Annotated in this window: 18 protein-coding genes; 9 read left to right on the forward strand and 9 right to left on the reverse strand. The window is 71.4% G+C overall.

Annotated elements, in window-relative coordinates; all coding sequences use genetic code 11:
• Positions 1-112 precede the first annotated feature (112 nt).
• A complete protein-coding gene (locus OG490_RS13135; protein WP_030297784.1) occupies positions 113-313 on the forward strand; it encodes a helix-turn-helix transcriptional regulator in 201 nt (66 codons plus the stop codon).
• A 51-nt stretch (positions 314-364) separates the two neighbouring features.
• Here the strand turns inward: OG490_RS13135 and OG490_RS13140 are convergent, their stop codons facing one another.
• Complete coding sequence (locus tag OG490_RS13140; RefSeq protein ID WP_330296469.1) at positions 365-2,620, reverse strand: MMPL family transporter; 2,256 nt, start codon at positions 2,618-2,620, stop codon at positions 365-367.
• A gap of 141 nt (positions 2,621-2,761) precedes the next feature.
• Here OG490_RS13140 and OG490_RS13145 point away from each other — a divergent pair, with 141 nt between their 5' ends.
• On the forward strand, positions 2,762-3,514 hold the full coding sequence (locus OG490_RS13145; protein WP_330296470.1) for a TetR/AcrR family transcriptional regulator: 753 nt from the start codon (positions 2,762-2,764) through the stop codon (positions 3,512-3,514).
• Here the strand turns inward: OG490_RS13145 and OG490_RS13150 are convergent.
• Entirely contained in the window at positions 3,492-4,739 is a 1,248-nt protein-coding gene (locus OG490_RS13150) for a cation:proton antiporter (RefSeq protein WP_330300906.1), read from the reverse strand. The genes OG490_RS13145 and OG490_RS13150 overlap by 23 nt on opposite strands.
• A gap of 200 nt (positions 4,740-4,939) precedes the next feature.
• Between OG490_RS13150 and OG490_RS13155 the strand changes: the two genes are divergently transcribed.
• Entirely contained in the window at positions 4,940-5,173 is a 234-nt protein-coding gene (locus tag OG490_RS13155; protein WP_330296471.1) for a heavy-metal-associated domain-containing protein, read from the forward strand.
• Positions 5,174-5,292: 119 nt separating this feature from the next.
• Positions 5,293-7,599 (forward strand): heavy metal translocating P-type ATPase, encoded by a 2,307-nt coding sequence (locus OG490_RS13160; protein ID WP_330296472.1) that lies wholly within the window; start codon positions 5,293-5,295, stop codon positions 7,597-7,599.
• Positions 7,600-7,984: 385 nt separating this feature from the next.
• On the opposite strand, the gene OG490_RS13165 is transcribed toward OG490_RS13160, so the two are convergent.
• Both OG490_RS13165 and recD2 read right to left on the reverse strand, forming a co-directional pair.
• Positions 7,985-9,274, reverse strand: coding sequence for a citrate synthase (locus tag OG490_RS13165; RefSeq protein ID WP_243335006.1), 1,290 nt, complete (start codon positions 9,272-9,274; stop codon positions 7,985-7,987).
• A 182-nt stretch (positions 9,275-9,456) separates the two neighbouring features.
• Entirely contained in the window at positions 9,457-11,703 is a 2,247-nt protein-coding gene (gene recD2 / locus OG490_RS13170; RefSeq protein ID WP_443065803.1) for an SF1B family DNA helicase RecD2, read from the reverse strand.
• Between the two features lie 309 nt (positions 11,704-12,012).
• Here recD2 and OG490_RS13175 point away from each other — a divergent pair, with 309 nt between their 5' ends.
• Positions 12,013-12,603, forward strand: a complete 591-nt coding sequence (locus OG490_RS13175; RefSeq protein WP_330296473.1) for a DUF937 domain-containing protein — start codon at positions 12,013-12,015, stop codon at positions 12,601-12,603.
• 220 nt (positions 12,604-12,823) lie between these two features.
• Entirely contained in the window at positions 12,824-13,201 is a 378-nt protein-coding gene (locus OG490_RS13180) for a GNAT family N-acetyltransferase (RefSeq protein WP_330300908.1), read from the forward strand.
• Here the strand turns inward: OG490_RS13180 and OG490_RS13185 are convergent.
• A complete protein-coding gene (locus OG490_RS13185; protein WP_330296474.1) occupies positions 13,158-14,123 on the reverse strand; it encodes an EamA family transporter in 966 nt (321 codons plus the stop codon). The genes OG490_RS13180 and OG490_RS13185 overlap by 44 nt on opposite strands.
• Positions 14,124-14,205: 82 nt before the next feature.
• On the opposite strand from OG490_RS13185, the gene OG490_RS13190 reads away from it, so the two are divergent.
• Positions 14,206-15,108, forward strand: coding sequence for a LysR family transcriptional regulator (locus tag OG490_RS13190; protein WP_330296475.1), 903 nt, complete (start codon positions 14,206-14,208; stop codon positions 15,106-15,108).
• A 192-nt stretch (positions 15,109-15,300) separates the two neighbouring features.
• A complete protein-coding gene (locus OG490_RS13195) occupies positions 15,301-17,145 on the forward strand; it encodes a glycoside hydrolase family 3 protein (protein WP_443065951.1) in 1,845 nt (614 codons plus the stop codon).
• Positions 17,146-17,215: 70 nt separating this feature from the next.
• Here OG490_RS13195 and OG490_RS13200 read toward each other — a convergent pair whose 3' ends face one another.
• From OG490_RS13200 to OG490_RS13210, 3 genes are all read right to left on the reverse strand, one after another.
• On the reverse strand, positions 17,216-18,673 hold the full coding sequence (locus OG490_RS13200; protein WP_330296477.1) for a S28 family serine protease: 1,458 nt from the start codon (positions 18,671-18,673) through the stop codon (positions 17,216-17,218).
• A gap of 84 nt (positions 18,674-18,757) precedes the next feature.
• Complete coding sequence (locus tag OG490_RS13205) at positions 18,758-19,171, reverse strand: hypothetical protein (protein ID WP_330296478.1); 414 nt, start codon at positions 19,169-19,171, stop codon at positions 18,758-18,760.
• Between the two features lie 72 nt (positions 19,172-19,243).
• Positions 19,244-20,848 (reverse strand): aldehyde dehydrogenase family protein, encoded by a 1,605-nt coding sequence (locus OG490_RS13210; RefSeq protein WP_330296479.1) that lies wholly within the window; start codon positions 20,846-20,848, stop codon positions 19,244-19,246.
• A 99-nt stretch (positions 20,849-20,947) separates the two neighbouring features.
• Between OG490_RS13210 and OG490_RS13215 the strand changes: the two genes are divergently transcribed.
• Positions 20,948-21,502: an EF-hand domain-containing protein gene (locus OG490_RS13215; protein WP_330296480.1), complete on the forward strand. Its 555-nt coding sequence runs from the start codon at positions 20,948-20,950 to the stop codon at positions 21,500-21,502.
• Between the two features lie 12 nt (positions 21,503-21,514).
• Here OG490_RS13215 and OG490_RS13220 read toward each other — a convergent pair whose 3' ends face one another.
• Entirely contained in the window at positions 21,515-25,384 is a 3,870-nt protein-coding gene (locus tag OG490_RS13220; protein ID WP_443065804.1) for an ABC transporter ATP-binding protein, read from the reverse strand.
• Between the last annotated feature and the right edge of the window lie 23 nt (positions 25,385-25,407).

Consider the following 25,407-nt stretch of genomic DNA (forward strand, 5'->3'; position numbering starts at 1 on the left):
TCACCGCCCGTCGTTCCCCGGGCAGAACTTGAGTGATCGTCAGTGTCCACGCGCCGGCTCCCCCGACGGCCTCCCGGCCGGCCCCCGCGGCGTGGACAAGGAGGTGTCGAGGATGAGCGACCGACAGCTGTGGTCGTACAAGGAGATCGCCGCTCACATCCGGGTCCAGCCGGACACGGTGCGCTCCTACCGCAAACACGGGCTGCTGCCCGCGCCCGACCACGTGGAGGGCGGAAAGCCCTACTGGTACGCCGACACCATCCGGACCTGGGTGGCCCGCCGTCCGGGCAACCGGGGGCGCCGCGAGGACTGATCCCGGCCACCGGGCCGGGGACGGGCCCTCCCGGGCCCCGTCCGCCGGCCGCTAACGGCTCCCCGCCGGTACGGGCTCCACCTCCGCCTCCCCGGCGGCCGGAGCGGGCTCGCCGCCGCCCTCGCTCAGCCCGAACCGTTCGTGCAGTCTGCGCAGCGGCGCGGGCGCCCACCAGGTGGCCTTCCCGGTCAGCTTCATGACCGCCGGGACCAGCAGGCTCCGGACGATCATCGCGTCCATGAGTACGGCCAGGGCGATGCCGAGGCCCAGCATCTTGGTGTTGGTCACCCGCGAGCTGCCGATGGCGACCATCACCACCGCCAGGATCACGGCCGCGGCGGTGATCAGTCCGCCCGTGCGGGCCAGTCCGGTGCGCACCGCGCCCTCGTGGTCCCCGGTCCGGTCGTACTCCTCCTTGATCCGGGATATGAGGAACACCCCGTAGTCCATGGAGAGTCCGAAGGCGATGCAGAACATCAGCACGGGCAGGGTGGTCTCGATGTCACCGGTGGCGGTGAAGGAGAGCAGTCCGGAGAGGTGCCCGTCCTGGAAGACCCAGACCACCGCACCGAACATCGCGGTCAGGCTCAGCGCGTTGAGCAGGACCGCCTGGAGGGGTATCAGCAGGCTACCGGTGAGCAGGAAGACCAGGAGCAGCGTGGCCAGCACCACGACGCCCAGCGCCAGGGGCAGCTTCTCGGCTATGGCGCTGCGGGCATCGACGAGCACCGCCGCCTGTCCGGTCACGGAGGTCTCGAAGGGGGCGTCCACCTTGCGGACTTGGCCGACCAGGTCCTGGGCCCGCTCTCCCACGGCCTCGCCTTCGGTGAGGACCGAGAGGTACGCGTACCCGCCGCCGGAGGGAGAACTCACCGGCCCGTCCACCCGCAGCACTCCGGGCAGGGCCTCGACCCGCCGCTTGTAGCCGTCGAGGTCGGCCTTGGGGGGCGCGCCCTCGGTCAGCACGGTCAGGGTGCCGCCGGGACTGCCCGGGAAGGCGTCCCGTATCTGCTGTGACACCACATGCGATTCGGCGGTCTTCGGCAGCTGCCGGTCGTCCACCGTGCCGAACTTCACCCCGAGGAAGGGCAGTCCGAGGAAGAGGAGTCCGGCCGTGGTGGCCAGTGCGAACAGTGGGGCCCGTCGCATCACGAGCCCGGTCAGCCGGTCCCAGCCCCGACCGCCCCCGGCCGCGGCCCCGGCCGTGCTGCCTTCGGCGGCCTTCCGGCGCCGCCGCCACAGCCGCCGCAGGTCGAAGGAGTTGACCCGCTCGCCGAGGAGCACCAGTGCCGCCGGGAGCAGGATCAGTGCGGCGGCCGCGGCGAGCAGGACCACCGCGACCCCGGCGTAGGCGAAGGAGCGCAGGAAGTACATCGGGAAGAACAGCATGGCGGAGAGGGAGACGGCGACGGTCAGCGCCGAGAAGAGCACCGTGCGTCCGGCGGTCCGCAGGGTGGCTCCGACGGCCGCCACCGGATCGCGCCCCGCGGCCAGCTCCTCGCGGAACCTGCGCACGATGAACAGGGCGTAGTCGATGGCGAGTCCGAGTCCGAGCGCGGTGGTCAGGTTCTGCGCGAAGACGGAGACGTCGGTGAACTCGGTGAGACCGCGCAGCACCGCATTGGTCCCGATGATGGCGACGATGCCGACGCCGAGGGGCAGCAGGGCGGCGATGGCGCTGCCGAAGACGAGGATGAGCAGGACGAGCGTGACGGGCAGGGCGATCAGCTCGGCGCGCAGCAGGTCTTCCTGGATGGTGGAGGTGACCTCGCGCTGGACGGCGGCCGGTCCGCCGAGGGAGACCTTCACCGGGCCGTGCTCACCCCGGTAGCGCGGGGCGATCCGGTCGAGGACGGTGATGACGGTCTTCTCGTCTCCGAGGACCCGGGCGGCGATCAGTGCCTGGCGGCCGTCCTCGGAGCGCAGGGTGGGCAGGCGGGTCTGCCAGTACGAGCCCACGCCGGTCACCCCGTGCTCCGCGGCGAGCTCGGCCGTCAGCCGCTCGGCTTCGGCGGCGACGGCCGGATCGTCCACTCCGGCGGCCCCCGCCCCGGCGTCGACGAGCAGGAGCAGATTGGGCTGGGAGCCCGGGAACTCGCGCTCCAGGGCTTCGGTGGCGTAGGTGGACCGGGCGCCCGGGTCCTCCCAGCCGCCACTGCCCATGCGGTCCGCGGCTCCGCCTCCCGCGAAGACGGCGAGTGCCGTGACCACGAGCGCGAGCAGCAGCGAGAGCCTCGGACGTGCGGTGACGAACCGGGTCCACCGGCCGCCCTCCCCGGGCGACGGTGGTTTCTTGACTTCGGACATGACTCGGTGTCCCCTTCACCGTGGTTACCAGGCCACATAGACTGGCAAATACGAGCAGTCGCTCGCGTTCCCCAAGAATGCGAGCGATCTCTCGCGTTTGTCAATCACCCACGGGAAGCAACGGGAAGCAAGGGATTGGACATGCGGGCGAGCTCCAGGGCAAAGAGCACCGACAAAGCAGGCGAAACGGCTGCCGGAGCGACGGCACCCGATGCCGTCGAAGCGACCTCCGAAACGGCCCCCGACCCGACCACCGTGGCGGCCCCCGAAACCGCCCCCCGCCGCCGCCAGGCCCGCGGGGAGCGCCGTATCGCCCAGCTGCTGTCGGCCGCCGCCGGGGTGTTCTGCCGTACGGGTTACGCTGCCGCCAGCACCAATGCCATCGCCCGCGAGGCCGGCGTGTCCCCGGGCACGCTCTACCAGTTCTTCCCGAACAAGGAGGCCATCGCCGTCGAGCTGGGCGGCCAGCTGCTCCAGCGCGCCCACGAGGCACACGGCCAGGCCTTCCTCCCCGAGAACCTGGAACGGCCGCTGCCGGAGCTGCTCGACGCCGTCCTGGACCCGGTCGTCGCCTTCAACTGCGAGAACCCGGCCTTCCTGGCGCTCATGCACGGCTCCGGCATCCCCGGCATCGCCCAGGAGCACGAGGAGCTGCACGTCGGGATGCTGACCCGGGTCGAGGCGGTGCTGCGCGCCTGCACCCCGGCCGCGGCCGGGTCACCGGAGCCGGCCGAGCTCACCCACGTCGCCCACATGGTCCTCGGCATCGTCAAGGCCTCGCTCGAACTGATCCTCGCCAGCGAGGGCGCCGAACGCGCCACGTACGTCGCCGAGCTGAAGACCGTCCTGCTGCGCTACCTGGACCCGATGCTCACCACGCCTCCTCCTCACTGACCCGCACCCCCGACCCGCCGGCCGCCCCGGAGCCGCCCGCACCGGACCCGGCCCCCGGGGACCCCGACCGCAACCGCAGCCCCAGCAGCGGAAACACCAGTACGGAGACCATCCCGGCCCCCACCAGCGCCGCAGCCTCCCCCGACCCGAGCTTGCCGTCCTGCACGCCGAGGGTGGTGATCGCCACCACCAGCGGCAGCGCCGTGGACCCGAACAGCACCAGCGCCGACCGGTCCCGGCGCCCGAGGTCCCGGGGGGCCAGCAGCCACAGGGGCAGCCCGCGCACGACGAGGAACAGCAACAGGAAGACCGGCAGCAACAGGAGCACCCGTCCGCCTTCGAGCAGCGCCTTCAGGTCGAATTCGATCCCGGTGACCACGAAGAACAGCGGAACCAGGAAGCCGAAGCCCATGGCCTCCACCTTCGAGAGCACGACCTCACTGCTCTCCGGAGCGGCCCCGTGCAGGACCAGACGGGTGATCAGCCCGGCGGCGAAGGCGCCGAGCAGCACGTCGAGGCCGAGCACCTCGGCGAGGGCCAGGAACGCCACGAGCATCAGCACCACGAGCCGCACCGCGAACTGCCCGCTGCTGTGCAGGGTCCGGGCGATGACCCGGGAGAACCAGGGCGGCTTGGGCCGCATCGCCCAGAACACCGCCGCGGCCGTGAGCACCGCGAAGGCGATCAGCAGGGCCGCCGAGCGGCCCGGCGCCCGCCCGCTGAGCAGCAGCGCCATCGCGATGATCGGCCCGAACTCGCCGACCGCGCCCATCGCCATCATCACGGAGCCGAACCGGCTCTGGGTGTCCCCGGCGTCCCGCAGGACCGGCAGGATCGTGCCCAGGGCGGTACTGGTGAGCGCGGTGCCGATGTAGACGCCCTTGTCGAATCCGCCGCCCGACAGCAGCAGCCCGATGCCGAGCCCCAGCGCGAGGGCGGCCACCCAGGCCCACGCCGACCGTTTCAGGGTGTCGCCCTTGACCTGGGCGAACTGGATCTCGTAGCCGGCCAGGAAGATCAGCATGGCCAGGCCGAGTTCGCTCAGTACGTCGATGACCTGGTCCGAGTGCGCCCACCCGAGGATGTCGGGGCCGACCAGGACGCCCAGCAGGATCTCGAAGATCACCAGCGGAACGGGCAGCCAGCGCGAGACCCCGTACGCAAGCAGGGGGGCGAGCACCGCGATCGCCATGATCAGGATAAGAGTTGTCCCCGAGTGCGCCATATGTGCCATTTACATATGGTTTGCAGCGCTTGTCCACTTCACGGTATCCGGGTGCGGCGCCCGGTCGCGGCCCGCGCGAAAGATCCCGGCGCATGCTCGCATCCATACCCCCTAGGGGTATAGTCTTCGAGTGTCGGGGCACGGTGGAGCGATCCACCGGTTCCCCGCCGCCCGGATACGCCCTTGAAGAGGAGAACGACATGAGCGCCGACACGGACACCCAGACCACCACCGTCTACCGGGTGACCGGCATGACCTGCGGGCACTGCGAGGGCGCGGTCACCACCGAGCTCTCCGCCCTGGCGGGCGTCAGCTCGGTCAAGGCCGTCGCCGCGACCGGCGAGGTCACCGTGGTCTCGGCCGCCCCGCTCGACGAGGCCGACGTGCGCGCCGCCGTCGACGAGGCCGGGTACGAGCTCGCCGGCCAGGTCTGAGCCCTTCCTCTTCGGCAGAACCCCGCAGAACCCCGCAGTACCCCGCAGTACCCCGCCGGGCCGTACCGGCCAGCTCATACTGGTTCCGTACGGCCCGGCCATCCCCCTGGAGCCGGAACATGAGCAGCAGCACAGTGCACGACGGACCCATAGCGGTGGCGCAAGCAGCGGCAGCGGCCGCCGGCACCGCCGAGGTCGAGCTGACCATCGGCGGGATGACCTGCGCCTCCTGCGCGGCCCGCATCGAGAAGAAGCTGAACCGGATGGACGGGGTCAGCGCATCGGTGAACTACGCCACCGAGAAGGCCAAGGTCTCGTACGGCGAAGGCGTGGCGGTCGCCGACCTCATCGCGACCGTCGTCAAGACCGGCTACACCGCCGAGGAGCCCCCGCCGCCGGAACCCGAACCCGAGCCCGGGGCCGCAGGGGGCGTGGAGTCCGGGGAAGCCCCGCGCGACCCCGAACTGGCCGCCCTGCGCCAGCGCCTCCTGGTCTCCGCCGCGCTCTCGCTGCCCGTCGTGCTGCTCTCGATGGTCCCGGCCCTCCAGTTCGACAACTGGCAGTGGCTCTCGCTCACCCTCGCCGCCCCCGTCTTCGTCTGGGGCGCCCTCCCCTTCCACAAGGCCGCCTGGACCAACGCCCGGCACGGCGCCGCCACCATGGACACCCTGGTCTCCGTCGGCACCGGAGCGGCGTTCGCCTGGTCGCTGTGGGCCCTGTTCTTCGGCCACGCCGGAATGCCCGGCATGCGCCACGGCTTCGACTTCGCCATTTCCCGCACGGACGGCTCCTCTGCGATCTACCTGGAGGTGGCCGCCGGAGTCGTCAGCTTCATCCTGCTCGGCCGCTACCTGGAGGCCCGCTCGAAGCGGAAGGCGGGCGCCGCCCTCAAGGCCCTGATGCGCCTGGGCGCCAAGGACGTGGCCGTCCTGCGCGGGGGCGCCGAGGTGCGCATCCCCGTGAGCGCGCTGGCCGTCGGCGACCGGTTCGTCGTCCGGCCCGGCGAGAAGATCGCCACCGACGGCACGGTCGTCGAGGGCAGCTCCGCCGTGGACGCCTCCATGCTGACCGGCGAGTCCGTCCCGGTCGAGGTCGCCGTCGGCGACTGGGTCACCGGCGCCACCGTCAACGCCTCCGGCCGCCTGGTCGTCGAGGCGACCCGGATCGGCTCCGACACCCAGCTCGCCCGGATGGCCAAGCTGGTCGAGGACGCGCAGAACGGCAAGGCCGAGGTGCAGCGCCTCGCCGACCGGATCTCCGGCGTCTTCGTGCCGATCGTGCTCGTACTGGCGCTGGGCACCTGGGTGACCTGGCTGCTGATCACCGACAACCCGACGGCCGCGTTCACCGCCGCCGTGGCCGTCCTGATCATCGCCTGCCCGTGCGCCCTGGGCCTGGCCACACCGACCGCGCTGATGGTCGGCACCGGGCGGGGCGCGCAGCTCGGGATCCTGATCAAGGGCCCCGAGGTACTGGAGTCCACCCGCCGCGTGGACACCATCGTCCTGGACAAGACCGGCACCGTGACCACGGGCCGGATGACCCTGGCCGGCGTGCACCCCGCCGAGGGCGTGGACGAGGACGAGCTGCTGCGCCTGGCCGGATCCCTGGAGCACGCCTCCGAGCACCCGATCGCGCGGGCGATCGCCACCGGCGCCGCCGAGAGGGCGGGGGCCCTGCCGGTCCCGGAGAACTTCGAGAACCTCGCCGGCCTCGGCGTCCAGGGCGTGGTCGACGGACACGCCGTCCTGGTGGGCCGCGAGAAGCTGCTGGCCGACTGGTCGATCACGCTGCCGGCCGCCCTGGCCGAGGCCAAGGCCGCTGCCGAGGCCGCGGGCTCCACCGCCGTCCTGGTGGCCTGGGACGGGGAGGCCCGCGGGGTGCTGACCGTGGCCGACGCGGTCAAGGAGACCAGCGCCGAGGCGGTGTCCCGGCTGCGGGCCCTGGGGCTGACCCCGGTGCTGCTGACCGGCGACAACCGGGCCGTCGCCGAGACGGTGGCCCGCGAGGTGGGCATCGATGAGGTCATCGCCGAGGTCCTGCCGCAGGACAAGGTGGACGTCGTACGCCGCCTGCAGGCCGAGGGCCGTACGGTCGCCATGGTCGGCGACGGGGTCAACGACGCGGCCGCGCTCGCCCAAGCCGACCTGGGCCTGGCGATGGGCACGGGGACCGACGCGGCGATCGAGGCGAGCGATCTGACCCTGGTACGGGGAGACTTGCGGGTGGCGGCGGACGCGATCCGGCTCTCCCGGCGGACCCTGGCCACCATCAAGGGCAACCTGTTCTGGGCCTTCGGCTACAACGTCGCGGCGCTGCCGCTGGCGGCCGCCGGACTGCTCAACCCGATGATCGCGGGGGCCGCGATGGCCTTCTCCTCGGTCTTCGTGGTCACCAACAGCCTGCGGCTGCGCTCCTTCCGCTAGTGACCCCCCTTCGCATCTCGCACACACTTCCTTCACGCGAGACGCAGATCACAGGGGCCGCAACGTAACCATCGGGCAGGCCCGTGGGTCTAATGGGGCGATGCCGGGAACGTCTTGGGGGACTTCCGGCATCGTCGGCCGGGGCGTGCAGCCTCTGGGGGAGCTTTGAGCGGCCTCCCCGATCCACGGATCCCGGCACGCAGACACCCGGTCCGGGTCCCGTGGGGGGAATCCGTTCCGGGGTAAGGAAAGCGCCCCGACCTTCGACCCGTGGGGGGATCGATGGCGGGGCGCTTTTCCTGTATTCACAGGCAATGCGGTCCTACGGGTACTGCGGGTCCTACCGGTACTGCGGTCCTACGGGTACTGCGGCGAGAGCCTCGGGTCAGCGGGACTCGACCGGGACGAAGTCGCGCAGGACCTCGCCGGTGTAGATCTGGCGCGGGCGGCCGATGCGGGAGCCGGGCTCCTTGATCATCTCGTGCCACTGGGCGATCCAGCCGGGCAGCCGGCCGATCGCGAAGAGCACGGTGAACATCTCGGTCGGGAAGCCCATCGCGCGGTAGATCAGGCCCGTGTAGAAGTCCACGTTCGGGTAGAGGTTGCGCTCGACGAAGTACTCGTCGGCCAGCGCGTGCTCTTCCAGCTTGAGCGCGATGTCGAGCAGCTCGTCGTCCTTGCCGAGAGCCGAGAGGACATCGTGCGCCGCAGCCTTGATGATCTTCGCCCGGGGGTCGAAGCTCTTGTAGACGCGGTGTCCGAAGCCCATCAGGCGGACGCCGTCTTCCTTGTTCTTCACCTTGCGGATGAAGGCGTCGACGTCGCCGCCGTCGTTCTTGATGCCCTCGAGCATCTCCAGAACGGACTGGTTGGCGCCACCGTGCAGGGGGCCCCACAGGGCCGAGATGCCGGCGGAGATCGAGGCGAACATGTTCGCCTGCGAGGAGCCGACCAGGCGCACGGTGGAGGTGGAGCAGTTCTGCTCGTGGTCCGCGTGCAGGATCAGCAGCTTGTCGAGCGCCGCGACCACGACCGGGTCCAGGTCGTACTCCTGGGCCGGCACGGAGAAGGTCATGCGCAGGAAGTTCTCGACGTAGCCGAGGTCGTTGCGCGGGTAGACCACCGGGTGGCCGACCGACTTCTTGTACGCGTAGGCCGCGATCGTCGGGAGCTTGGCCAGCAGCCGGATCGTCGAGAGGTTGCGCTGCTTCTCGTCGAACGGGTTGTGGCTGTCCTGGTAGAACGTCGACAGCGCGCTGACCACGGAGGACAGCATCGCCATCGGGTGCGCGTCGCGCGGGAAGCCGTCGTAGAACCGCTTGACGTCCTCGTGCAGCAGCGTGTGCTGGGTGATCTCGTTGCGGAACGACGCGAGCTGGTCGACGGTCGGCAGCTCCCCGTTGATCAGCAGGTAGGCGACCTCGATGAAGGTCGAGCGCTCCGCCAGCTGCTCGATCGGGTATCCGCGGTAGCGCAGGATGCCCTGCTCACCGTCGAGGTAGGTAATGGCGGACTTATAGGCGGCGGTGTTTCCGTAGCCGCTGTCCAGGGTGACCAGCCCGGTCTGAGCCCTGAGCTTCGAGATGTCGAAGCCCTGGTCACCGACGGTGCTCTCGACCACCGGGTAGGTGTATTCACCGTCCGCGTACCGCAGTACTACAGAGTTGTCGCTCACGTCATCCCTCACCGACGTAGTGCCTCTTCTTCGAGGTGCCCTGACTGCCTCTACCTTCCCCCATTTGGCGCAGGAGAGTGCACTCGGGGTCGGCCTTTGGCGGTTTCGACGGCACTCAGTGCCGCCAAGCTGCTCATCCTGCCCCTCCACGCCGGTTGGTGGAACCCCAAATGATCGATCATCTAGGTGATGTTTCCCACCGGTATACGTCCGGACAGCCTTGGTGCTACAGCCGTGTACCTCCTGCCTGCGGAAACGGTACGCACCGCCTGACCAAGGGCTTTGCGGGACCCGACCAGGACGACCAATTTCTTCGCCCGGGTCACCGCCGTGTAGAGCAGGTTTCGCTGGAGCATCATCCAGGCCCCGGTGGTGACCGGGATCACCACGGCCGGATATTCACTCCCCTGGGAGCGGTGGATGGTGACGGCGTACGCGTGGGCCAGCTCGTCGAGCTCGCCGAACTCGTACTCCACTTCCTCGTCTTCGTCCGTGCGCACCGTCAGGCGCTGTTCGTCCAGGTCGAGGGCGGTGACCACGCCCACCGTGCCGTTGAAGACGCCGTTGGCGCCCTTTTCGTAGTTGTTGCGGATCTGGGTGACCTTGTCGCCCACCCGGAAGACCCGGCCGCCGAAGCGCTTCTCGGGCAGGTTCGGCCGGGCCGGGGTGATGGCCTGCTGGAGGAGGCCGTTGAGGTTTCCGGCTCCGGCCGGGCCCCGGTGCATGGGGGCGAGCACTTGGATGTCGCGGCGCGGGTCGAGTCCGAATCTGGCCGGAATACGACGGGCGGCGACGTCCACGGCGAGTTTTCCGGCCTCCTCGGTGTCCTCCTCGGGGAAGAGGAAGAAGTCGGGCAGTCCGTCGGTGATCGGCGGCAGGCCGGTGTTGATCCGGTGGGCGTTGGTGACCACCCCGGACTGCTGGGCCTGCCGGAAGATGGTGGTCAGCCGGACGGCGGGGACCGGCCCGCCCTCGGCGAGCAGATCGCGCAGCACCTCGCCGGCGCCGACCGAGGGCAGCTGGTCCACGTCCCCGACCAGCAGCAGGTGGGCTCCGGGCGCCACGGCCTTGACCAGCTTGTTCGCCAGCAGCAGGTCGAGCATCGAGGCCTCGTCCACGACCACCAGGTCGGCGTCGAGCGGCCGGTCGCGGTCGTAGGCCGCGTCCCCGCCCGGTTTCAGCTCCAGCAGCCGGTGCACGGTGGAGGCCTCGGCCCCGGTGAGCTCGGCCAGCCGCTTGGCCGCCCGGCCGGTGGGGGCGGCGAGCACCACCTTGGCCTTCTTGGCGCGGGCCAGTTCCACGATCGAGCGGACGGTGAAGGACTTGCCGCAGCCCGGACCTCCGGTGAGGACGGCGACCCGGCGGGTGAGGGCGAGGCGGACCGCGTCCCGCTGCCCGGGGGCGAGCTTGGCCCCGGTCCGGCCGGCGAGCCAGCCCAGCGCCTTCTCCCAGTCCACGTCCTGGAAGGCCGGCATCCGGTCCTCGTCGGCGTTCAGGAGCCGGCGGACCTGGCCGACCAGGGAGAGCTCGGCCCGGTGGAAGGGGACGAGGTACACGGCGGTGAGGGGGTCCGGGCCGCCCGCCGGGTCCGGCACGGATTCCCGTACGACCCCTTCCGGGTCGGCGGCGAGCTCGGCCAGACAGTCGATGACCAGTCCGGTGTCCACCTGGAGCAGCTTGACCCCGTCGGAGATGAGCCGGTCCTCGGGCAGGAAGCAGTGGCCCTGGTCGGTGGCCTGGGACAGGGCGTACTGGAGGCCGGCCTTGACCCGCTCCGGGCTGTCGTGCGGGATGCCCACGGCCTGGGCGATGCGGTCGGCGGTGAGGAAGCCGATGCCCCAGACGTCGGCGGCGAGCCGGTAGGGCTGGTTCTTGACCACGGAGATGGAGGCGTCGGCGTACTTCTTGTAGATGCGCACCGCGATGGAGGTGGAGACGCCGACTCCCTGGAGGAAGACCATGACCTCCTTGATGGCCTTCTGTTCCTCCCAGGCGGCGCCGATCATCTTCGTCCGCTTGGGGCCGAGGCCGGGCACCTCGATCAGCCTCTTCGGCTCGTCCTCGATGACGTCGAGGGTGTCGGTGCCGAAGTGCTCCACGATCCGGTCGGCGATCTTCGGGCCGATGCCCTTGATCAGTCCGGATCCCAGGTAGCGCCGGATGCCCTGGATGGTCGCGGGCAGGAGCGTCGTGTAGTTCTCGACGGTGAACTGCTTGCCGTACTGGGGGTGCGAGCCCCAGCGGCCCTCCATGCGCAGCGATTCGCCCGGCTGGGCCCCGAGGAGGGATCCGACGACCGTCAGCAGGTCACCGGAGCCGCGGCCGGTGTCCACCCGGGCGACCGTGTATCCGCTCTCCTCATTGGCATAGGTGATGCGCTCCAGCACCCCCTCGACCACTGCCGGTTGCACCGCCGCGTTGGTATTCACGACCCGAAACTACCGCGTGGCGCCGACAGCCCGCCGGGCCTGTGGACAACTACCCGCCGCGGCCCGGAAAAGCGGAAGAAAACCGAAAGGGGGTCCGGCCTTCCGGCCGGACCCCCTCACGGTTACCCCTCCCTCGTCGGACTTCCCGATCCCCCCAGATCCCTCCCCGGAAGCGCCGACGCAACATACGACCCGCGACCCCCGCCGGTGGTTGCACGCCGATTCACAGCTTTACTCCACCATTACCCAAGGGTGACCCCAGCGCGATACAAGGTGCCGGTAAATCACCACAGAAGTAGCGTTTCAGGCATGAGCGAACCTTCATTCCAGGACGACGTGATCAACGAGCTCGGCGAAGACCGGCTCACCGAGATCGCCGGACTCCTCGGCACCGACGCGACCGGCGCCCGCGACACCGTCGCGACCACCATCGGCGCGATGACCGGCGACCTCCAGGCGAAGGCCGACACCGATGACGACGACGGCAACGAGGTCCGCCAGGCCTTCGCCGAGGTGACCGAGGCCCCGCTGGAAGGCGTGGCCACCCTCGGCGGCGGCCTGGGCGGCATGCTCAGCGGCGGGATGATGGCCGGGGTGCTGGCCAAGGTGAGCAAGCCCGTGGCCAATGCCGTCTCCAAGAAGACCGGCATTCCCGCACCCACGATCGCCCGTGTCATCGAGCTGCTGATCCCGGTGCTGCTGGCCGTCTTCGCCAAGCGCGCGGCCGCCGGCAAGGGCGGGGGCGGCGCCGCCCCGTCGGCCGCCGGGTCCGGCGCCGACTCCCCGATCCCCTCCCCCGGAGCCGTGCCGGGAGCGGCGGGCGCGGCCCCGGCCGCCCCGTCGGCCGGCGGCAGCCTCGGCGACCTGCTGGGCCAGATCCTGGGCGGCGGCAAGAAGTAGCCCTCGAATCCGGCCCGCCACACCTGGTTGGCAGGCATAAAGGTGGGGCGAGAGCCATCCCCCGGCCTCGCCCCACCCACGCCTCGCTATCCTCGGGCGCCGTGACTCCTCCCCCTCACGAATGAGGCGGCTTCTCACTCCAACCCTAGGATCATCGTGACGGCCAAGCCCTGACCGCTCCCGAAAGAGACCAGTAACGTACTTCGCCAATGGCGCACCTATTGAGCTGAAACCGGGAGAATCACTCAGCCGGGTGAATCACGCGCTCTGCATCGCGGAGCTGGACGGCCAACCGGTCGGCTCGGTGATGTGCGTGCGCGAGGACGGCGCCCCCGGCACCGCGCGGCTGCGGCTGCTCCTGGTGGACCCGGCGGGCCGCGGCCACGGCATCGGCGCCCTGCTCGCCGCCACGGTGGTCGACTTCGCGCGCTCGGTCGGCTACCGCGAGCTGGTGCTCTGGACCAACGACGTGCTGACCTCGGCCCGCGCCCTCTACCAGCGCGCCGGATTCACCCTGGTCGCCGAACGCCCCCACCGGTCCTACGGGGTCACCCTCACGGGGCAGGACTGGCGGCTGCCCCTACGGGAGCACCCGTAGGCCTCGTAGGCCCCGTGGTCCATCCGGAATCCGCCGCCCCCTCGGGGTCGGCCGTACGGGGCTTCGCGCTCCCGGGAGCCAGCGAGGTGAGCGCCACTCCGCCGACGAGCAGGGCCGCGGCCGCCCAACGCAGCCCCGAGATCCCCTCCCCGAGGACCAGCGCGGCCGAGGACATCCCGAACACCGGGACCAGCAGCGAGAACGGCGCCACGGCGGAGGCCGGGTAGCGGCGCAGCAGGTAGCCCCAGGCCCCGAAGCCGAAGACGGTGGACACCCAGGCGACGTACCCGATCACGGCGGCCCCGGACCAGTCGAGGCCGCTCAGGGCGGCCAGATCCCGCTCGGGGCCCTCGATCAGCAGCGAGAGCGCGAACAGCGGCAGCACCGGGATCACGCACACCCAGACCATGAAGTTGAGCGCGTCGGGCGGCGCGGCCCTGCGGGTCAGGACGTTGGAGACGCCCCAGCAGGCGGCGGCCGCGACCACGAGCACGAAGCCGAGCACCGGCCCGGACGTCCCCCCGTCCACGGCTGCGACGGCGATCCCGGCGAGCGCCACCGCCATGCCCAGGATCCGTACCCGGCCCGGGCGTTCGCGCAGGAAGACGGCGGCGAGGACGGCGGTGAAGACGGCCTGGATCTGCAGGACCAGGGAGGAGAGCCCGGCCGGCATCCCGTGCGCCATCCCCGTGAAGAGCAGGCCGAACTTGGCGATGCCGAGGGCGACTCCGACTCCCACGATCCACTTCCAGGCGACCTTGGGCCGTCCGACGAAGAAGACGGCGGGGACGGCGGCGACGAGGAAGCGCAGGGCGGACAGGAGCAGCGGAGGGAAGTGGCCGAGGCCGATCTCGATGACGACGAAGTTGAAGCCCCAGACGGCGGCGACGAGTACGGCGAGTGCGATGTGTACGGGACGCATGCTCCGAGCATCGTCCCCGCGACCATTTAGCACCAGCGCGGATCTCTTCCGGGATGGATGAAGCAACGCTTACGCTTCTCCCATGCTCGATCTCGCCCGGCTCCGCGCCCTGCACGCCGTCTCCGTCCACGGTTCGGTCGCGGGCGCCGCGGCCGCACTCGGATACACCCCCTCCGCCGTCTCCCAGCAGATCGCCAAGCTGGAGCGGGAGACCCGGACCACGCTCCTGGAGCGGCGCGGGCGCGGGGTGGCGCTCACCGAGGAGGCGCACCACCTGGCGGACACCGCGCAGGAGCTGCTGGCCATCGTGGAGCGCGCCGAGACCACTCTGGAGGAGCGGCGCGGGCAGCCGAGCGGGCTGCTGACCGTCTCCGCCTTCGCCTCGGCCGCGCGCGGGCTGCTGCCGGGGGTGCTGGCCGATCTGGCCGCCCGGCATCCGGCGCTGGAAGTACGCCTGACGGAGGTGGACCCCCACCTCTCGGTGGACCTGGTGACCCGGGGCGTCACCGATCTGGCGGTCGCCCACGACTGGGACATCGCCCCGCTGCCCACCCCCGAGGGGGTGGAGCAGGCGGTGATCGGGGACGACCCCTGCGACCTCGTGGTGCCGGCCGGGCACCCCTTCACCCGCCGCGCCGTCATCCGCAGGGAGGATCTGGGCGGGCTGCGGTGGGTGTGCCAGCCGCCCGGCCGGGTCTGCCACGACTGGCTGGTACGGACCCTGCGCGCGGTCGGGTACGAGCCCGACATCGCGCACGTCGCCGAGGAGAACCACACCATCGTCGCGCTGGTCGCGGCCGGGCTCGGGGTGGCCGTCGTACCGCGCCTGGGAACCGGGGCGCTGCCGCCGGGGGCGGTGGCCGTGGCCCTGGAGCCGGGTCCGGTGCGCCGGTTGTACGCCCTGTGGCGGACCGGAGCGGCCCGCCGGCCCGCGATCACCGAGGCGGTGCGGACCCTCCAGGAGCACTGGCGGCAGGAGCACTGACCGGCGGGGACCCGATGACCGCGTTGACCTCGATGACCCGATGACCGCGATGACCCGATGACCCCGATGGCCCGGATGGCCCCCGTCCGGGGGACCTGTCGAGTGTCCGCCGCTCCGGGGGCGCGGCCCGGCAGTAGCGTCCGGCGCGTGCCGTACCAAGCCTCCCGCCGGACCCTGCTCGCCGCGGCCGCCATGGCCGCCGTCACCGCTGCGGGGGCCGTCTCGGCCGCCGTCACCACCTCCCGGGCCCCAGCCGGACCGGCCCCCGGAGGACCGCTCCCCGACGACCACCGGCCCGGCGACGAGGTCCCCGCGCGCACCCCCGACCGGGCGGCGCTGCGCGCGGCCATGGCCCGGATGAGCCCGGCCGAACTGGTCGGGCAGCTCTTCGTGTCGCGGGCGTACGGGCATTCGGCGACCGATCCCGACCCGGAGGACGCCGAACAGAACCGGGCGCTGTTCGGGGTGCGCACCGCCGCCGAGCTGGTCTCGCGCTACCACCTCGGCGGGATCGTCTACTTCGGCTGGGCGCACAACACCCGTACCCCGCACCAGATCGCCGAGCTGTCGGCCGGTCTCCAGCGGGCGGCCACGGCCCCGGGCACCGACGGAGTCCCGGGCATCCCGCTGCTCCTGTCCATCGACCAGGAGCACGGCGCCGTCGCACGGATCGGCAAGCCCGCGACCCTGCTCCCGGGGGCGATGGCGCTGGGCGCGCTGGCGCGGGGAGAGGACGGGTCCACCGCCGAGGCCCGCCGGGCCGCGCGGATCGCGGGCGCCGAGCTGGCCGCGATGGGCATCCGGCACAACTACGCCCCGGTGGCCGACGTGAACGTCGACCCCGCCAACCCCGTGATCGGCGTACGGTCCTTCGGCTCCGACCCGCACGCCGTGGCGGCCCTGGTCGCCGCCCAGGTCCGCGGGTACCAGGGCGCCGGGGTGGCCGCCACCGTGAAGCACTTCCCGGGGCACGGGGACACCGGCACCGACAGCCACGTGGGGCTGCCGCTGATGACCCACACTCGCGAAAAGTGGGAGGAGCTGGACGAGCCTCCCTTCCGGGCGGCCGTGGCGGCGGGTGTGGACGCGGTCATGACCGCGCACATCGTCTTCCCGGCGCTCGACCCCTCGGGGGATCCCGCGACCCTGTCGCGGCCCATCGTCACCGGCATCCTGCGCGAACGCCTCGGGTTCCAGGGGGTGGTGGTCACCGACGCCCTGGACATGGCCGGGGTACGGCAGAAGTACGGGGACGACAGGGTCCCGGTGCTGGCCCTGAAGGCGGGCTGCGACCAGCTGCTGAACCCTCCGGACCTGGGGCTCGCGCACCGCAGCGTGCTGGCGGCCGTGGAATCGGGCGAGCTGACGCGGGCCCGGATCGAGGAGTCCGTCCTGCGGATCCTGGAACTGAAGGCCCGCCGGGGTCTGTTCGACACGGCACGGACGGCGGTCACGGCCGCGGCGGTCACCGCGGCCGTGGACGCGACGGTCGGGATCCCGGCGCACCTGGCGGCCGCCGACGAGATCGCGGCCCGTACGACGACGCTGCTGGCCAATCCGGTGAAGCTGCTCCCGCTGGACCCGACGGCCCGGCCGCTGCTGCTGGTCACCGGGGCCGACCCGGCCTCCCCCACGGGTACTACGGGTCCCCCTACGTCGGTACTGGCCCGGGAGCTGTCCGCGCTGGGCTGCCGGGCGACGGCCGTGGCGACGGCCCGCGCGGTGGCGGCCGCGCCCGGGAACGCCGCCGTGCTCGTGTGCACGTACAACGTCCCGGAGGGCGAGAGCCCGCAGCGCGAGCTGGTCCGGGAACTGCTGGCCACCGGGGTGCCGGTGGTCCTGCTCGCGCTGCGCAACCCCTACGACCCGGCCCGGCTGCCGACGTGTGCGGCCGAGCTGGCGACGTACACCTGGACCGACGTGGAGCTGCGGGCGGCGGCCCGGGTGATCACCGGGGCGCTGCGGCCCACCGGGCGCCTGCCGGTCCCGGTGCCGGGCCGCTACCCGCTGGGCCACGGGCTGGCGTACGCGCCCTAGGGAATGTCCCTGGCGCCCGGCCGGCGCGTGGCCCCTGCGGCGTCGGTACTACGGCGGTACTACCGCGGTACTACGGCCGCAGCATCGGCTCGCGCTCCACGTCCCGCCGGTCGAGCTGCGCGTCCGGCTTTGCCAGCGGCGCGGCCTTCGCCGAATCGGCGAGCGCGGCGGCCGGGGCTACTCCGGCCCACTGCAGGATCTTGGCGGTGGCCAGGGCCTTCTCGCCGTCCTGGAGCTTGGCCACGTTGGCCCCGTGGTTGGCGCCCGGCGCGATCATCACGTAGCTGTCGCGGGCCCCGTAGCCGAGGTGGAACGGTTCTGCGCCCCACGGGTCGTTCTGCCCGTAGACGAAGAGCATCTGGTTCGCGTTGTGCTTGACCCAGCTGTCCACGTCCTTCATCGCTCCCGGCTGGAAGGTCATCGGGATGTCGCGGGGCACGAAGTTGCGCGGCGGCTGGTAGCCGTAGCGGCTCAGGTTGCCCAGGTGGGGCTGCTTGATGTCGGGCGAACCGAGCTGCGTACCCGCCTGGTAGTAGTACGGGGTGTACGTCTCCAGTCCCTGGTCGGCGTAGGCCGAGAAGCCGGAGATCGTGTCGACGGTGTCCCAGATCTCTTGGTCGCTCGCGGTCGCGGCGACCGGGAGGGAGGCGCAGTCGGAGAGCAGGCTGTACTGCCAGAAGGCCCACACGTAGTCGAGCACGACGGCCTCGTAGGCCTTGTCGAGGTTGCCGACGGTGGTGAAGGTCCAGCCGTTCTCGGCCGCGGCGGCCGCGTACTTGACCTCCAGCGGGTCGCGGCGCACGAGCGCCTCGCGCTGCACCGCGTTCAGCTTGTCGCGGCACTCCTTGGTGCCGACCTGGGTGAAGAACCGGTCGTAGGCCGAGTCCTCCTTGTTGACCACGTCGTTGGGTGCGACGTACGCGACGACCCCGTCCATGTCACGGGGGTAGAAGCGCTCGAAGTAGGTGGCCGTCATGCCACCCTTGCTGCCGCCCGTGGCCAGCCAGTTCTTCTTGTAGACCTTCTTCAGCGCGGTGAAGATCCGGTGCTGGTCGCTGGCGGCCTGCCAGATGTCCAGGTTGGACCAGTTGGCCGGGTCGGGCCGGGAGGGGGTGAAGAAACGGTACTCCAGCGACACCTGGTTGCCGTCGACGATGGTCGTGGGCTCACTGCGGCGCGGGTTGGTGTTGACGTTGTAGCCGGAGGTGAAGAACACGGTGGGCCGGGAGACGTCCTTGTGCAGCAGGGTCAGACGCTGCTTGAAGGTGCCCTTCCACGGCGCGCGGTGGTCGACCGGCTGCTCGTAGTTCAGTACGAAGAAGCGGTATCCGGGATACGGCTTCTCCTCGATCAGACTCATCCCCGGGATGGAGAGGATCTGGTCCTTGATGTCCGTGGTCGTGGCGGCGGTGGCATCCGTGGCGGCGGCCGGCCCTGCGGCGGTGGCCGCTTGTGCCGTGAAGCCGGCTGCCCCCATGGTGCCGATGAGCACCACGAGTGACAGCAGCCATCCGAGCGTCTTGCGCATTCACCCTCCCCTTGAGTTCACTTCGGTCGCCGTGAACCTAGCGGGGTCAACGCACAGCTGACCAGACCTAGTTGGGTCGCACCGTCAGCACAGAATCCAGCCGGAATCGACAGATCCGGCCCCCACGCTCCCCTTTACATACACGCAGCGCGCGATCGCGTGGGCGGTGACAGGTCCGGCATACCGGGCGAATTGCCCCGCGTCGCGGACCGGGGATCCCCCGCGCGGCTGGATGCTCACCGACATCGGACGGCGCGCTCCGGGCTCGCGGGCGACCGCCACGGCGCAGGCGCGGTCGCGGGTCTTGTACACGCGGACCTCGCCGGTCGAGAACGGCAGCGTCCGCACCAGGTCCCCCGCGCACCCGCCGGTCGCCGCCTGGGCCGGCTGCGCCGCCAGCAGCCCGCCCGCGCCGAGCCACAGCGCCGCCGCGAACACCCCCAGGCAGGTGGCCCACCGGCCGCGCCGGTTCCGCGCCTTCAACACCCTGTCCCCCATCGGTCGTACGTACAACGTGCGTACGCACGTACGACGCCCGATGCCCCCGAAAGGTTGCCGTGGACAAGAAACTCAGCCCGCCGGGACCGCCACGCACCCCAGCTCGTGGTCGAAGACCGCCTCCCGGGGCCGGACCAGGGTGGCGACGGCGATCGACTGGAGGTGGGTGGTGCGCACGGCGGGCTGATTGGCCTCGCCGAAGATCCCGCCCGTGGCGCCCGTGCCGCCGTTGTACGGGAGCACCGGCAGGCAGCCGATGTGCGAATCGTTGACCTTCAGCATGCCGCCGGTGACCACCTCCTCGCAGAACCGCTCGACGACCCGTTCGTCCTGCGTCCACAGGGAATTGCGCAGGCCGTAGCGGTTGGCGTTGAGGAAGCCGATGGCCTCGCCGAGACCGGCCGGCGCCTCGGGCACGACCACGCACAGCAGCGGGAAGAAGGTCTCCTCGCGGAAGGCCCGCAACCGTCCCGCGGCGGCCAGCCCGTCCACCCGCACGATCGCCGGACGGATGAACGGTCCCGCCGCGGCGGGCACGTCGTCCACGTCCACGAACTCCCCGCCGCAGAGCAGTTCTCCGCCGGCCGCCAGCACCTCGTCGAGGAACTCGGTGAACTCCGCCCGCTTGACCACCGGGCTCAGCACCGTGCCCGGATCCTCCGGCGGCCCCGGCCGGATGTCCCGCACCCGCTCCACCAGCTCCTTCAGCAGCCGGTCGGCCACCTCGGGGTGGACGATGGCGAACTTCGGAGTCATGCAGATCTGTCCGGAGCCGTAGTACCGCTCGCACAGGGCCCGCGCGGCCAGATCGGCCTCCGCATCGCGCCAGACCAGCACCCCGTCGTTGCCCGACAGTTCGAGTACGGGCTTCTTCCCCGCGGCCACGCACTCCCGCTCCAGCTTGAGGCCCTGCTCGGAGCCGCCGAAGAAGACCAGGTCGTCACAGTCGGGGCTGTCCAGCCACTGGCGCAGTACGGCGCGCGCGTGCGTGGAGACCACGTTCAGGATGCCGGCAGGGGCGCCGTGCCGCTCCAGGAGCGGGGCCACGATCTCCCGGTAGACGAAGCTGACGCCCAGCGGGGCGGTCGGCGGCGCGTTGACGACCAGGCCGTTGCCCGCGGCGAGCACCATCGCCCCGTAGAAGGAGTTCGAGGTCGGGGCGTTGCGCGGCGGGCTCAGGCACACCACCCCGTCCGGCTTGCGCACCATGCGGATCCGCCGGCCCGCCGCGGTCCGCTCGGGCTCCCTCAGCCGTTCGGCGAAATCGGCGACGGAGTCCGGATGGAAGGAGGCCGCCACGGAGGCCAGCTCCCAGGCCGCCAGCCGTACGGGGTGGCCTTCGGCGACCAGCAGCGCGGTCAGTTCCTCGCGCCGCTCGACGACGGCCCGGTGGACCCCGTGCAGCAGCTCCAGCCGGTCGCCGAGCGGGACCCCCGCCCAGGCCGGCTGGGCGGCGCGGGCGGCGGCCAGGGCGCGCAGGCCCTGCTCCGGGGTGGACATGGCGACGCGTCCGGCCAGCAGGCGGTCGTCGTAGGGCAGGTCCTCGCCGCGTTCCAGCCGGGCCTTGAGTCCGAGCACCTCGAACGGCTCGCGCAGGAGTTGACCCACCCGGGGCCAGTAGACCCAACGGGTGCCGGGCTCGGCGGCGCCGTTGACCCATACCTCGTAAGAGTGCATCCACAACTTCCTAGCCGGAGAACGGGAGTTCACGATCAAGAAGGAGATTACGGTAGGTGAGCACAAGACCGCGCACCGTAGCCGTGAAAGGCAACTGAAATGACGAACGACCTGCTCGACCGCAAGCTGCACCGCGCCTTCACGCACCTGGACGTCAACAAGGACCAGGTGATCGACGAGCACGACATCATCGGGCTCGGTTCCCGCCTGCTGTCGGCCCTCGGTGAGCCGGCCACCTCCCCCAAGGCGACCCAGGTGATGGGCGGGCTCGTCGACTTCTGGCAGGAGCTGTTCACCGAGCTGGACCTGGACCGGGACGGCAAGCTCACGCCCGAGGAGTACAAGCAGGGCATGACCCGGCTCTACGCCGACGGCGGCGCGGCGTACGACAAGTCGTTCCGGCCCATGGTCCAGGCGATGCTCCTGGTCGTCGACACCGACGGCGACGGGCGCATCAGCCCCGAGGAGTTCCACAAGGCCCAGCTCGCCTTCGACACGAAGCTGGGCCGCGAGGACGCCGACGCGCTCTTCACCCGGATCGACAAGGACCACGACGGGTTCCTGTCGGTGGACGAACTCCTCGGTGCCGTACGCGAGTACTACACCGGTGACGACGAGGACGCCCCGGGGAACCTGCTCTTCGGCGAGCTCTGATCCCTTGCGTTCCTAGGCCGCGGCGGCCGGCTCGTCCTCCCCGACGAAGGTCCGCCACAGCTCCGCGTACCGGCCGCCGCGGGCCAGCAGTTCGGTGTGGGTGCCGTCCTCCGCCACCCGGCCGCGGTCCATCACCACGACCCGGTCGGCGCGCGCGGCGGTGGTCAGCCGGTGCGCCACCACGAGGGTGGTGCGCTTGCCCGCGAGCCGGTCGGTGGCCTGGTTGACCAGGGCCTCGGTCGCCAGGTCGAGGGCGGCGGTGGCCTCGTCGAGCAGCAGCACGTCCGGGTCGACCAGCTCGGCGCGGGCCAGCGCGATCAGCTGGCGCTGTCCGGCGGAGAGGTTGCGGCCGCGTTCGGAGACGGTGTGCAGGTAGCCGCCGTCGAGGGTGGCGATCATCTGGTGGGCGCCGACCGCGCGCGCGGCGGCCTCCACCTCGGCGTCGCTCGCGTCGGGCCGCCCGTAGGCGATGGCGTCGCGCACGGTCCCCGGGAAGAGGTACGGCTCCTGGGGGACGACGCCGAGCCGGTGGCGGTACCCGGTCAGGTCCAGCTCGCGCAGGTCCGTGCCGTCGGCGGTGACCCGGCCGGACGTCGGATCGTAGAACCGGGCCACCATCTTGACCAGCGTGGACTTGCCGGCCCCGGTCTCGCCGACGAAGGCGACGGTCTGGCCGGCCGGTATGCGCAGGCTGATTCCGGCCAGTGCCGGCTCCTTCTCTCCGCGCTCCTCGGCGGTGCCGTACCCGAAGTGGACCTGCTCGAAGGCGATCTCGCCGCGCAGCTCCGGGACGGGCCGGGGGTCGGCCGCGCGGGGGGTGCTGGTGGGCTCGCGCAGCAGGTCCTGGATCCGGCCGAGGGAGACGGTGGCCTGCTGGTACCCGTCGAAGACCTGGGAGAGCTGCTGGACGGGGGCGAAGAACAGGTCGATGTAGAGGAGGTACGCGACCAGCGCGCCCGTGGTGAGCGTGCCGGCCTCCACCCGGCCCGCGCCGACGATCAGCACGGCGGCCGCGGCCCCGGAGGACAGCAGCTGGACGAAGGGGAAGTAGACCGATATCAGCCACTGACCGCGGACCCGGGCCTCGCGGTACGAGTCGCTGCGCTCCTTGAACCGGGCGGCTCCGGCGCGCTGGCGGCGGAAGGCCTGGACGATGCGCAGCCCGGCCACGGACTCCTGGAGGTCGGCGTTGACCAGGCCGACCCGGTCGCGGGCGAGCTCGTACGCGGCCACGGACTTCCGGCGGAAGACGACCGTGCCCAGGATCAGCACGGGGAGGGTGGCGAAGACGATCAGGGCCAGCTCGACGTCGAGGACGAGCAGGGCGATCAGGATGCCGAAGAAGGTGAAGACGGAGACGACGGCGGTGACGAGCCCGGTCTGCAGGAAGCTGGACAGGGCGTCGACGTCGGTGGTCATCCGGGTCATGATCTTGCCGGTCAGCTCGCGCTCGTAGTAGTCGAGGCCGAGTCGCTGGAGCTGGGCGAAGATCTTGACGCGCAGGGCGTACAGCACGCGCTCGCCGGTGCGGCCCGTCATCCGGGTCTCGGCGAACTGCGCGGTCCACTGAGCGACGACGACCGCGAGGGCGAGTCCGGCGGCCACCCAGACGGCGGCGAGGGCGGCCTGCTCGACGCCCTTGTCGATGCCGTGCCGGATCAGGATCGGCAGGAGCAGTCCGGAGCCCGCGTCGATGGCGACGAGGAGCAGGGAGATGGCGAGCGGGGCCCAGAACCCGCGCAACAGGCGGCGCAGGTTGTAGCTGTCCTCGGCGGACGCGGCGCGGGTCTCGTCCACGTCCGGGGTGTCCTCGGCGGGCGGCAGCGCGGCCACCTGCGCGAGGAGCTCGGGGGTGGCGGGCATGCCGGCCGGGGCGGTGGTCTTCTCGTCCGCCTCCTCCTGGCGCTGCCAGAGCTCGGGGGTGATCCCTCCGGACACCCGGCGCTTGGCGTTGACGGGCTCGGAGTCGATCTCGGCTTCGAGCTCGATGTCCCGCTCGATGTTTCGGTCGAGCTCGCGCTCGAATTCGCCCATGGCCGGGGCCTCGGGCGTGCGCGGCGAACCGGCTCCCAGCGCGTCCGGGTCGGTCAGCAGGCGCCGGTACAGGGCGGAGCGGCGCTCCAGCTCCTCGTGCGTACCGATGTCGCAGAGCCGTCCCTGGTCCAGTACGGCGATCCGGTCGGCGAGCGCGAGCGTGGAGCGTCGGTGGGCGATGAGGAGGGTGGTGCGGCCGGCCATGACGGCCCGCAGGGCCTCGTGGATCTCGTGCTCGACGCGGGCGTCGACGGCGGAGGTGGCGTCGTCGAGGAGCAGCAGCCGGGGGTCGGTGAGGATGGCGCGGGCCAGCGCGAGGCGCTGGCGCTGGCCGCCGGAGAGGGTCAGGCCCTGCTCGCCGACCTTGGTGTCGAACCCGGCCGGGAGGGCCTGGATGAACCCTTCGGCCTGGGCGGCGCGGGCGGCCGCCTCGATCTGCGCATCGGTCGCGCCGGGGTGCCCGTAGGCGATGTTGGCGCGGATGGTGTCGGAGAAGAGGAACGAGTCCTCGGGCACCAGGCCGATCGCGGAGCGCAGCGAGTCGTAGGTCAGCTCGCGCACGTCGTGCCCGCCGATGCGGACGGTGCCGTGGTCGGCGTCGTAGAAGCGGGGCAGGAGCAGCGAGACCGTGGACTTCCCGCTGCCGGAGGCGCCGACGAGGGCGACGGTCTCGCCCTCGGCGAGGGCGAGCGAGAACCCGTCCAGGACCGGCCGCTCGGGGTCGTACCCGAACCGCACGTCCTCGAAGGAGACGGTGGCGGGCGCGTCGCCGGGAAGCGGGTGGGTCCCCTCCTCGATGAGGGGCTCGGTGTCGATGAGCTCGAAGACGCGCTCGGCGCCTGCGCGGGCCTGCTGGCCGACGGTGAGGATCATGGCGAGCATGCGGACGGGCCCGACGAGCTGGGCGAGGTAGGTGGAGAAGGCCACGAAGGTACCCAGCGTCACCTGCCCCTGGGTGGCCATCCAGCCGCCGAGGGCCAGCATCGCGACCTGCCCGAGGGCGGGTACGGCCTGGAGCGCGGGGGTGTAGCGGGAGTTCAGCCGGATGGACCGCATCCGACCGGCGAACAGCCCGCGCCCGGCGTCGCGGAGCTTGCCGGTCTCCTGCTCCTCCTGGCCGAATCCCTTGACGACGCGGACGCCGGTGACGGCCCCGTCGACCACGGTGGCGACGGCGGCGGCCTGGCTCTGGGCGTACCAGGTGGCGGGGAAGAGCTTCTTGCGGCTGCGCTTGGCGATGAACCAGAGCGCGGGGGCCATCAACAGCGCGACGAGGGTCAGCAGCGGCGAGAGCCACAGCATGATCCCGAGGGATATCCCGAAGAGGAGGAAGTTGCCGATGGTCATGGGCAGCATGAAGAGCAGCCCCTGGATCAGCTGGAGGTCGCTGGTCGCCCGCCCGATGACCTGCCCGGTGGACAGCTCGTCCTGCCTGCGCCCGTCGAGGCGGGCTATGGAGTCGTACATGTCGGTGCGCAGGTCGTGCTGCACGTCGAGGGCGAGGCGCCCGCCGTAGTACCTACGTATGTAGGTGAGCACGTAAACGAGAACCGCCGCGCCTATGAGCATCCCGGCCCAGGGGCCCATCGGCTTGCTCTTGTCCCCGATGACGTCGTCGAGGATCACCTTGGTGACCAGCGGCACGAGCGCCATGACGGCCATCCCGCCCAGCGAGGACCCGAGCGCGAGCAGCACATTGACCTTGTAGCGCCAGGTGTAGGCGGCGAGCCGCCTCCCCCACCCCTGTTTGTCCCCAGCCGCCGTTCCCGCCGCCGCCGTAGCCACGTACTGCCTCCCCGTTCGTCCTGTCCTGCCGGAAGCGCCAACGCTCCGACCGGCGGATTTCATCCCGCCGCAACAATTCGAACGTG

This window comes from Streptomyces sp. NBC_00503, from assembly GCF_036346895.1.
Taxonomy (GTDB): Bacteria; Actinomycetota; Actinomycetes; order Streptomycetales; family Streptomycetaceae; genus Streptomyces.